The sequence below is a fragment of the Priestia sp. TGN 0903 genome, assembly GCF_050846855.1.
Classification (GTDB): domain Bacteria; phylum Bacillota; class Bacilli; order Bacillales; family Bacillaceae_H; genus Priestia; species Priestia zanthoxyli.
Map to the genome: position 1 here is coordinate 102,224 of NZ_JBOZGL010000010.1, position 10,880 is coordinate 113,103.

General features: G+C 37.3%; 11 protein-coding genes. 8 read left to right on the plus strand and 3 right to left on the minus strand.

Annotated elements, in window-relative coordinates; all coding sequences use genetic code 11:
• Positions 1–75 precede the first annotated feature (75 nt).
• Positions 76–1,827 (plus strand): ABC transporter ATP-binding protein, encoded by a 1,752-nt coding sequence (locus tag ACRPLY_RS24065; protein ID WP_013081549.1) that lies wholly within the window; start codon positions 76–78, stop codon positions 1,825–1,827.
• A 35-nt stretch (positions 1,828–1,862) separates the two neighbouring features.
• On the opposite strand, the gene ACRPLY_RS24070 is transcribed toward ACRPLY_RS24065, so the two are convergent.
• Positions 1,863–2,951: an FUSC family protein gene (locus ACRPLY_RS24070; protein WP_013081550.1), complete on the minus strand. Its 1,089-nt coding sequence runs from the start codon at positions 2,949–2,951 to the stop codon at positions 1,863–1,865.
• A gap of 327 nt (positions 2,952–3,278) precedes the next feature.
• A complete protein-coding gene (locus tag ACRPLY_RS24075) occupies positions 3,279–4,577 on the minus strand; it encodes a glutamate-1-semialdehyde 2,1-aminomutase (protein ID WP_028412426.1) in 1,299 nt (432 codons plus the stop codon).
• A 202-nt stretch (positions 4,578–4,779) separates the two neighbouring features.
• Between ACRPLY_RS24075 and ACRPLY_RS24080 the strand changes: the two genes are divergently transcribed.
• The 6 genes from ACRPLY_RS24080 (at position 4,780) to perR (ending at position 9,086) form a co-directional block, all read left to right on the plus strand.
• On the plus strand, positions 4,780–5,793 hold the full coding sequence (locus tag ACRPLY_RS24080) for an ATP-binding cassette domain-containing protein (RefSeq protein WP_165635408.1): 1,014 nt from the start codon (positions 4,780–4,782) through the stop codon (positions 5,791–5,793).
• Positions 5,786–6,577, plus strand: coding sequence for an ABC transporter permease (locus tag ACRPLY_RS24085; RefSeq protein WP_013055168.1), 792 nt, complete (start codon positions 5,786–5,788; stop codon positions 6,575–6,577). The genes ACRPLY_RS24080 and ACRPLY_RS24085 overlap by 8 nt, the downstream gene beginning before the upstream one ends.
• Before the next feature lie 9 nt (positions 6,578–6,586).
• Positions 6,587–7,372, plus strand: a complete 786-nt coding sequence (locus tag ACRPLY_RS24090) for an ABC transporter permease (protein WP_013055169.1) — start codon at positions 6,587–6,589, stop codon at positions 7,370–7,372.
• A gap of 92 nt (positions 7,373–7,464) precedes the next feature.
• On the plus strand, positions 7,465–7,857 hold the full coding sequence (locus ACRPLY_RS24095; RefSeq protein WP_013081554.1) for an ion channel: 393 nt from the start codon (positions 7,465–7,467) through the stop codon (positions 7,855–7,857).
• A 69-nt stretch (positions 7,858–7,926) separates the two neighbouring features.
• Entirely contained in the window at positions 7,927–8,397 is a 471-nt protein-coding gene (bcp, locus tag ACRPLY_RS24100) for a thioredoxin-dependent thiol peroxidase (RefSeq protein ID WP_028412424.1), read from the plus strand.
• 254 nt (positions 8,398–8,651) lie between these two features.
• On the plus strand, positions 8,652–9,086 hold the full coding sequence (gene perR, locus ACRPLY_RS24105) for a peroxide-responsive transcriptional repressor PerR (protein ID WP_013055172.1): 435 nt from the start codon (positions 8,652–8,654) through the stop codon (positions 9,084–9,086).
• A gap of 22 nt (positions 9,087–9,108) precedes the next feature.
• Here the strand turns inward: perR and ACRPLY_RS24110 are convergent, their stop codons facing one another.
• Positions 9,109–9,468 carry a YgzB family protein gene (locus tag ACRPLY_RS24110; protein WP_014461817.1) on the minus strand — a complete coding sequence of 120 codons (360 nt, stop codon included), beginning with the start codon at positions 9,466–9,468 and terminating at the stop codon, positions 9,109–9,111.
• Positions 9,469–9,690: 222 nt separating this feature from the next.
• On the opposite strand from ACRPLY_RS24110, the gene ACRPLY_RS24115 reads away from it, so the two are divergent.
• Complete coding sequence (locus ACRPLY_RS24115; protein WP_013055174.1) at positions 9,691–10,557, plus strand: nucleotidyltransferase-like protein; 867 nt, start codon at positions 9,691–9,693, stop codon at positions 10,555–10,557.
• Positions 10,558–10,880 lie beyond the last annotated feature (323 nt).

The window sequence follows — 10,880 nt, forward strand, 5'->3', positions numbered from 1 at the left end:
ATAAAAGCACTAAAAAATCGACGCGTGTACATATACTAAGGAAGCTTGCCCTCATAGATAGAAAGGGGAGATTTTATGGGAAGTATAAGACGCTACATGAAGTTTGTACAGCCATACAAATGGCAAATTGTCGGCACTGTCTTAATTGGTATTATTAAATTTGCTATTCCTTTATTAATTCCGCTGCTTTTGAAATATGTTTTGGACGATATCGTAAATGGACATGGCATGTCTTCCTCTGAAAAAGTTCATAAAATGGTGACGATTATGGGGATTTCGTTTGTTATATTTTTAGTGTTAAGACCTCCCATTGAATATTACAGGCAGTATTATGCTCAGTGGGTATCGAGCAAAGTATTATATGATATTCGGGATCAGCTGTTTAGCCATATTCAAAAGCTTAGCTTGCGTTACTATGCAAACACGCGAGCGGGTGAAGTGATTTCACGAGTCATTAATGATGTAGAGCAAACAAAAAACTTTGTTATCACAGGCTTAATGAACGTATGGCTTGATATGATGACGATTGTAATAGCCATTGTGATTATGTTTACGATGAATGTACCTTTAACACTGGTATCGATTATTTTGCTGCCCGTTTATGCGTTCTCTGTAAAATATTTTTACAGTCGTCTGCGCCATTTAACGCGAGTCCGTTCGCAGGCTTTAGCGGAAGTACAGGGTCACTTGCATGAAAGGGTTCAAGGAATCTCTGTTATTCGCAGCTTTGCTATTGAGCCTCATGAGCAGAAACAATTTGATAAGCAAAATTCAAATTTTCTACAAAAAGCAATCAATCATACGAATTGGAATGCCAAAACATTTGCAGTAGTGAACACCATTACCGATTTGGCACCTTTAATCGTGATTACATTTGCTGGATATCAAGTCATCACAGAAAGTCTTAGCGTAGGAACGATGGTAGCATTTGTGGCCTATATTGACCGCTTGTATAATCCGCTTCGCCGCTTGGTCAATTCATCGACTACGCTCACGCAGTCTGTTGCATCTATGGACCGGGTGTTTGAGTTCATTGATGAAGAATACGATATTACAGACAAGAAAGATGCAAAAGAATGTACTGAGCTTCATGGAAAGGTGCAGTTTGAGCACGTTTCATTTGCTTATGAAGAAGAAGAAAAACCTGTGATTCATGATATTAATTTAGATGTAGAAAAAGGAAAATCCGTTGCGTTTGTTGGAATGAGCGGAGGAGGGAAATCCACGCTTATCAGCTTAATTCCGCGCTTTTATGATGTGACAGAGGGGAAAATTCTCATTGATGACATTGATATCAAAACCTATAAAGTACGCAGCCTGCGAGATAAGATTGGAATCGTCCTGCAGGATACGGTGTTGTTTAGTGACACGGTTAAAAACAATATACTGCTTGGAAAGCCAGGAGCGACAGATGAAGAAGTAATTGCTGCGGCAAAAGCCGCAAATGCTCACGATTTTATTATGAATTTGCCCGAAGGATATGATACAAAAGTGGGAGAGCGGGGAATGAAGCTATCAGGGGGACAAAAGCAGCGTATTTCCATTTCGCGCGTATTTTTAAAAAATCCAGCTATTCTTATTTTTGATGAAGCCACTTCAGCTCTAGATTTGGAAAGTGAGCACTATATTCAAGAAGCATTAGCTGAACTAGCAAAAGACCGTACGACTTTCATTGTAGCCCATCGTTTATCTACAATTACTCATGTTGATGAAATTGTACTTTTAGAAAATGGAAGAGTAGTCGAACGAGGTTCTCATGAGGAGTTAATTAAGAAAAAAGGTCATTACTATCAGCTCTTTAACGTTCAGCAGCTTGATACAATTTAAAAACACCACCTATTGTCTAACAATAGGTGGTGTTTTTAATCTTCTTGTCGCTGATGATTAATATCAAATGAGTTAGCATCTTTGTGATAGTTTTGGAACGTATCAATCAGCTTATCAAGATGCTCTAACTCTTCACTATACTCAATGATGACAGAAATTAAAGGGAAGATATGATAAATAACCTTATTCTCTTCATCATTATCGTATATTTTGTACTGCATAAATTTATCGATTAAAGCTCGTTTTCCAACGCAGGCTTCGTTTGGTACAGTAGTGGTTGGCTGTACGCGTAATTTCCCAATGAATTTTAATAATACTTGCTCATGATACATTAACAGGCACTCAACTTCAGATTTGATTAAATCTTGAAATTGCTGTGGCATGACTTGAAGATCATTTTCCACTCGGTGAAGTAGTTTCAAGGTTGTAAGAGCTCGTGTTGTTACGGTAATCATTTGACGAAATAAAACGAGCTTGCGTGACTTAACAAAACGTTTTTTGGTTGAATAAGTGCGTTCTTCTTTGTAAAAATCAAAGATTTGATTCATTTTAGCCACATTGTCTTTCATTTTTTCAATGTCTTCTTTTAACAATGTGTGCTCAGATGCGTGATAAAGATTCATGCGAATCCATTTAATAATTTCTTCCGTTGTGCTTACAATTTTATAATACAATCTTGTTTCATACTTTGGCGGAATAAAAATAAGATTGACAATAAATGCTGAGAATACCCCAAGTAACACTGTACCAAAGCGTATAAGTGCATATTCAACGAAATTATCTCCTGGATTTTCCATGATTGCAATTACTGTCACAAGCGCAAGCCCAATTGTATTATTAATACGTAATTTTAAGTTGACTGCAATGACAACAACAGCGGTAAAACCAATAATGATGGGATGGGTACCAAAAATAAGTCCAAAACAAACTGCAGAAGCAGCTCCAATCACATTCGCCTGTATTTGCTCCAATATCGTTAAATAAGATCTGTAAATAGACGGTTGAATTGCAAAAACTGCCGCAATTGCCGCAAATATTGGAGATGGTAAACTTAGAAATTCACCTAATAACAATGAAAGTGTAATGGCAATTCCCGTTTTTAAGATGCGGGCACCAAGTTTCATGTGCGTTCGTAGTTCCTTTCTGTAAAAAAGTTTTTTCGTTATGAAGAATGTTCCCCAAAACAAATGATAAATTGCAAAAATCAATCCTTCTTTATTACATAACCTGTTGGAAATAATATAAACAATAACATACTATACAAGGTTTAAGAATGGATATCAAGAGAAAACAAGCAGAAAAATAAGGGTATTTCTCGGGATTTTTCGACAGGATGACAAAAAGGAGATGACGCGTAAGAAATGGTTATGAAAGGTGGGAATGTTCTATAAGGAAACCCAAAGGCAAGATAAAAAAGCACTCATTTTCAAACGAGTGCTTTAGAGTAAAAATTAGCGTTCTTCACTTAACTGTTTAAATGCTTTTTCTACAGCTTCTAAAGTGTCGGTAATATCTTTTTCTGTATGAGCTGTAGTAAGGAACCATGCTTCATATTTCGAAGGAGCTAAGTTGACGCCTTGGTGGAGCATTAGTTTAAAGAAGCGTGCGAATAATTCGCCGTCTGTATTTTCTGCTTGTTCATAGTTTTTAACCGTTTCTGTTGTAAAGTAGAGAGTAAGAGCGCCTTTTAATCGATTGATCGTAATAGGCATGTTATATGTACGAGCATGTTTTAAAATACCTTCTTCGAGCATCGCCCCTAGCTTATCTAGCTGTTCATAAACACCTTCTTGCTTTAGTACTTCCAGGCAAGCAATCCCAGAAAGAATAGACGCTGGGTTTCCTGCCATTGTACCTGCTTGATAAGCCGGTCCAAGCGGCGCCACTTTTTCCATGATTTCTTTTTTACCGCCGTAGGCTCCGATTGGAAGACCTCCGCCGATGATTTTTCCAAATGCAGTCAGATCAGGTTTTACACCAAGTAAATCTTGAGCTCCGCCGTACATAAAGCGAAATGCTGTAATCACTTCATCATAAATAACAAGTGCTCCAGCTTCGTGAGTTAATTCGTTAACTTGTTCTAAAAAGCCAGGTTCTGGCTCAACAATTCCGAAGTTTCCAACGATTGGTTCTACTAAAACAGCTGCAATTTGATCGCCCCATTTTTCTAATGCTTCCTTGTAAGGCTCAATATCGTTAAAAGGAACTGTGATGACTTCATTAGCGATACTTTTTGGTACACCTGCAGAGTCAGGAGTTCCGAGCGTAGAAGGGCCAGATCCAGCTGCTACCAATACAAGGTCGGAATGGCCGTGATAGCAACCTGCAAATTTAATGATTTTATCGCGTCCAGTATAAGCGCGTGCTACACGGATTGTTGTCATAACTGCTTCTGTTCCAGAGTTGACGAAGCGCACTTTATCTAATGCGGGCATCGCTTCTTTGAGCATTTTAGCAAATGTGACTTCATGAGCAGTCGGCGTACCGTAAAGAACACCAGTTTCAGCTGCTTTTGTAATAGCTTTCGTGATATGAGGATGAGCGTGTCCTGTAATAATAGGGCCGTAAGCTGCTAAATAGTCAATATATTTATTTCCATCGACGTCCCAGAAATAAGCTCCGCTTGCCTTTTCCATTGCAACAGGTGCTCCGCCTCCTACGGCTTTATATGAACGTGAAGGGCTGTTAACGCCGCCTACAATATGTTCGAGCGCTTCAGCGTGTAATTGTTCTGATTTTGTAAATTGCATGTTATGCCTCCTAATGAAAAGTTCAACTTCTTTATTCTATCAAACTTATTTGTTTCTTGAAAAACATTCGAGAACGTGTATGATAGAAATTTGTGAGCTAACTGCTAGAAAATAGTTCCTCGTTTCTTGGAGGAGTTGCTAGCAAGGGCGCCGGAAACAATAAAAGAAACCACTAATACGTCGACGTAACGGAGGGAATACGATGAAAAATGCTATTGAGGTGAATCAACTTCGGAAAGAATTTAAAGCTTATTCTAGCCGCTCTGGCCTTAAAGGGGCATTCCGGGATTTATTTACCCGTAATTATAGAGTCATGAAAGCTGTGAACGATATTTCGTTTACCGTAAAACAAGGGGAAATGGTAGGTTATATAGGAGAAAACGGAGCGGGGAAATCGACAACAATCAAAATGCTGACAGGAATCTTAACTCCTACTTCAGGCGAGATTACCGTAAATGGAATGAACCCTCATAAAGAAAGGGAGAAGTTTGCCCAAACGATTGGAGTTGTTTTTGGTCAACGCTCTCAGCTGTGGTGGGATATTGCCGTACAAGAATCTTTCCGCTTGTTAAAAAAAGTATACAAAGTGTCAGATGAAGATTATAACGCTCATATGGAGCACGTTATTCAAACTTTAGATATTGGACCGCTTCTAGATAAGCCGGTGCGAAAGCTTTCTCTAGGTCAAAGAATGCGCTGTGAGCTGGCTGCTGCTCTTATTCATAATCCGCCGCTTCTATTTCTAGATGAACCGACGATCGGTTTAGATGTACTAGTTAAATTAAAAATCCGCCAATTTTTAAAAGAAATTAATGAAAAGTATAATACGACAATTTTGCTTACGACACATGATTTAGCAGATATTGAAGCTTTATGTGAACGCGTTGTAATGCTGGATGAAGGCAGTATTATTTATGACGGATCACTGCAAAAGCTGCGTTCGAATTGGGGAGACCTTAAACAAGTTACGTTTGAATTTGGAACAGCTCCAAATCAAGAGCAGTTGAAGCTATTGACGCAAGGGATGCCTGTTAACTGGATTGAAGGTGATCAAAAATATTTGTGGACAGCGCAGCTTCAAAATAAAGGAGACTTACTGTCACAGCTGATTGCTAAAGTGGTGGCAAAGCACGAAATCAGTGATATTAACATTGAAGAAATTTCAACGGAAGAAATCATCCGCAACATTTATGAAGAAGGTGTTGTGAATGGATAAATATATAGAGATGATACGCATTCGCTTTTTAATGATGCTGGCGTATCGGACGAATTATTACAGCGGAATATTGATTTATGCGATTAATATTGGTGCTTACTACTTTTTATGGTCCGCTATTTATGGAGGAAAAGAGAATATTCAAGGGTTATCCATTACCCAAATGACAACGTATGTAGCCGTTTCATGGATGGCAAGAGCCTTTTATTTTAATAACATTGACCGTGAAATGGCAATGGAAATTAAAGATGGCAAGGTGGCAGTAGAGTTAATTAAGCCTTATAGCTACCTTGGTATGAAAACAATGCAAGGACTGGGAGAAGGGATTTTTCGGCTGCTGTTTTTCTCAGTGCCCGGTATGATTATTGTCGCGTTTTTATTTCCAGTACAGTTCTCAGCCAATGCCGCAACATGGCTTTATTTTGGACTGTCTTTAATTTTTAGTTTCATTATTAATACACAAATTAATTTATTAACGGGTATTACGACTTTTTTTCTCTTTAACAATGACGGACTCATTCGAGCGAAGCGCGTTGTTATTGATTTGTTTTCAGGACTTCTTCTGCCCATCAGTTTCTATCCTTTATGGGCGCAACATATTATGAGCTATTTCCCTTTTCAGGCCATTAGTTATATTCCGAGCATGATTTTCACAAATGGATTTAAAGGGCAGGAAGTAATAAATGCTCTTATTACACAAGCAGTTTGGTCAGGGCTTCTATTTATTCCTATTGCGTGTTTGTGGAACATAGCGAAGAAAAAAATGGTTATTCAAGGAGGGTAGTCTATGAAAATGTTTTATTTTTCGATTTTCTTTCAGTACATTAGTCAATATATGAAAACAAGGCTTCAGTATCGCACCGATATGGTAGTTGAAATCATTTCAGACTTATTGTTTCAAACAGTTAATTTGATTTTTATTTTAGTTGTATTTGGACATACTCAGTCGCTGCACGGATGGTCACGAGAGGAAATTATCTTTATTTATGGTTTCTTTTTGGTCCCTTTTGCTATTTTTTCGTCTTTCTTTAACATTTGGGATTTCAACGAGCGCTACATTGTCAAAGGTGAAATGGACCGAATTTTAACGCGGCCGATTCACAGTTTGTTTCAAGTTATTTTAGAGCGGATGGAACTGGAATCATTGTTTGGTGGTATCACAGGGATTGCCGTAATGGCTTACGCTGCGTCTTCTTTACACCTTCATTTCCAGTGGTATGATGTTTTTATTTTTCTATTGTTTATTTTAGGAGGAGCGCTTGTATACGCAGGAATTTTCATCGCCTTAGCAAGCATAGGCTTCTGGTCGGATGCCAGAACCTCTATTATGCCTACTATTTATAATATTGGAAACTACGGAAGGTATCCTGTAGATATTTATAACAATGTCATCCGATATGTTTTAACGTGGATTCTTCCTTTTGCATTTGTAGGCGTATATCCAGCTGCTTATTTCTTAGGAAGGTCAGAATGGTACGGATATGCATTTTTAACCCCGGTGATGGGAATCGTCTTTTTTGTAATCTCTATTTTCTTATGGAATACAGGTGTCAAAAAATACAGAGGAGCAGGCAATTAAATGCCTGCTCTTTTTCGTGGCTTCTGAGTAGTAATGAATGGACAAGGATGCGCGTATAGTGGTAGTAGAGTATAAATTAAAGGAGTAGAATGATGGTTATTTTTCTAATCCTCGTTATCATTGTTTTTGTAATCGGTAGTATGAAGTTTCTTTTTGAAAAAGAACTTGGAGAATTTCACTTTTTCTCAATTGGTCATTTCTTTGTCTTGTTTTATTCATATATCACAGTTTTATTGGGGTTTAGCCTTATTTATACAGTGTGTGAGATGGGAAGTATTCCAGTGTTAAGCGGAGGGTTTGAACATGAAGGTCATTACTTTTATACGCTGTTTAACAGCATGTATTTCAGCGCAGCGACGTTATTTTCAGTAGGATACGGAGATATGTATCCGGTTGGAATTGGGAAATTATTTGCAACTTTTGAAGCGTTTATCGGCTACATTATGCCTGCAATCTTTGTGATGCGAACTGTTACCCGCACTTAAACTTGTCATCTTATCTAATATTGGGTACGCTATTCAAAGAAAATGAAAAGCGTAAAGGAGCAGATAAATATGACAGCTGTAGTTGGAGAAAAAGCACCCGATTTTGTATTAATGTCTACAAATGGAGAGCAAGTATCACTCGCTTCGATGAAAGGAAAAAACGTTGTGCTGTATTTTTATCCGAAAGATATGACGCCAGGCTGTACAACGGAAGCTTGTGATTTCAGAGATCAGCATGAAAATTTTGAAGAGCTAGATGCGGTGATTCTAGGAGTGAGCCCGGATCCAATCGACAAACACCATAAGTTTATTGATAAGCACGGTCTTCCATTCTTGCTTTTAGCTGACGAAGATCACAGCGTAGCTGAAGAGTATGGAGTATGGAAACTGAAAAAAAACTTTGGAAAAGAATATATGGGCATTGAACGCTCCACTTTTATCATTGATAAAGAAGGAACGCTCGTAAAAGAGTATCGCAAGGTTCGAGTAAAAGGGCATGTGGAAGAAGCTTTATCATTTATTAAAGAAAAAATGGCATAAAAACAGGCAGATAACTAGAGCAGTTTTAGTCTTTGAACATACAATATCAGTGTAGGGCATACCTCCTCAGATGTTAATATATTTAAAAGTGTGGATTGATTTCCACACTTCTTTTTTTGCATAACATATATGAATAATTTCTACTTATTACATAAAATAGGAATAGGCATCAAGTTGACAAAACGTGGGTAAAACATGTAGACTAATTATAAGAATTATAAAGTAATAATACTTATAGAAGAGGGGTGCATGACGTGTCAAATCATTTACAAGAAGCCCTTGAAACGTTAAAAGGTACTGGCGTTCGTATTACACCACAACGTCATGCTATTTTAGAGTATTTAATCAATTCTATGACACACCCAACAGCAGATGATATTTATAAAGCGCTGGAAGGTAAGTTTCCAAATATGAGTGTAGCAACCGTTTACAATAATTTAAGAGTATTTCGCGAAGTAGGTATTGTAAAGGAACTAACATACGGTGATGCATCAAGCCGGTTTGATTATGTTACAACAGAGCATTACCATGTGATTTGCGAAAGCTGCGGAAAAATTGTGGATTTTCATTATCCTGGTTTAGACGAAGTAGAAAAGCTGGCTGCTCATATTACTGACTTTGATATTAGTCACCACCGAATGGAAATTTACGGAACGTGTCCTGATTGTACGGCTAAAAAAGCGCATTAATAAGCTGATAGTAGTGATACTATCAGCTTTCTTTTTGTTTTTTTCTATTATACTTTTCATCGAATTGTTTTCCTTCAAGAGACCGGTCAAGCGTAAGCGGCTCGTTGCAATACATACACATATCTACGCGCCCTAGCATTTTGGTTTGCTTTTGACATGTAGGGCAGGTTACTTGAACTGCTTTTGTAGAAAGCATGCCAATCCAGAAATAAACGCCGGTACTAGCTACGATGCACAGTAAACCTAAAAGCATAAAAATAGTCATTAGCCAGACTGAAGACCGAAAGAAAATTCCCCCATACATAACAATGAAACCAACAAAGATCAGGCTGAGTGCAAACGTGCGAATCTTGTTAATTTTATTTGAATACTTTATCCCCATCAGTATCCCCCCTATTACCAATATATCATAGAGTGAGACAGTGAATAGTAATAAAAATTGAATCTTCGGAAAATTATCCGTAGTTTTTGAGCTTTCTGAATGATTTCCATAATTCTGAGTGGGATATCCGTTATACATCGTATATAATAAAAAAAGAAATCTTAGTCCATAGCCTTTAAAATTTTGAAAAATATTTGTCTATTACAGTTAGGAGAGCTCAAAATGGAAGATGTTTTACGGCCAATATATCAAGAAAGAGCTAGCAATAAAGACACACTCGGTATTTTACTGATTGAAAAAAAGAAATCAGAATCTCCAGTGACGGATAATTTGGATGCTATCTTATTTATTGTGACCAAAACCACAGAAACTTCTCTTTTTATTAAACAATACGAATATGAAAATGAGCGTGCTGCACTTTATATGGCTTCTGAACAGCAAATGAGTGAATGGATTATGAATGGGACGAACCGCCGTATTATTGATTGGATCTTAAATGGTAAAGTGCTATTTGATCGAAACGAATATATGGAAAACTTAAAGAAACGCTTAATTGATTTCCCTAGAGAAGATCGGACAAAGAGAATAGGTGTCGAGTTTGCTAAGTTGATTCGCCGATTTAAAGAAGGAAAAGACTTTTATGCGTCTAATCATTATTTAGATGCATTCAATCATGTCATTCATGCTCTTCATCATTTAGCACGACTGTCTGTGTTGGAAAATGGATTTCACCCAGAAGTGACAGTGTGGAACCAAGTGAAAAAAATAGAACCTGAAATTCATCGTCTTTACGAAGAGCTAATTATTAGCCAAGAAGAGGTTAGCAAGCGTTTGGAGCTGCTTTTCTTAGCAAGTGAATTTCTAGTCAATAAAAAAACTGAATTGGGTGCGAAGCATCTTGTTCATATTATGAAAAGTGAAAAGCAGGAATGGACGTTTAATGAACTTGTTCATCATCCCGAAATACGCCCTTATGCTATTGACTTAGGAATACTCCTTGAGTTTTTAATTGAAAAAGATATCATTATGGTAAAAAAAGTAGAAACCAAAGGAAAGAGTTTGTACCATAGACACTATGTGGCGAAATGATAGAGAGAGAAAGGGTATCTGATACGGTATGGTTATGACGTATAGATGCCCTGACACATGATTTTATAGTCTGGATAAAAGGTTTTTCTAAAAAAACACGATTTATTTTAAAAAATCTATTGACGCTTTAAAATATCCGTGGTAAATTTATATACGTCGCTGATGAGCGATACTAAATTTATCAAAAACTTGAAAAAACTTCTTAAAAAAGTTGTTGACAAGAAAGAGATAAACTGGTAAGATTAAAAAGTCGCTTAAGAGCGGCGGTTGAACTTTGAAAACTGAACAAAGCGACAAACGTCAACGTTAATTTTTATTTTTTA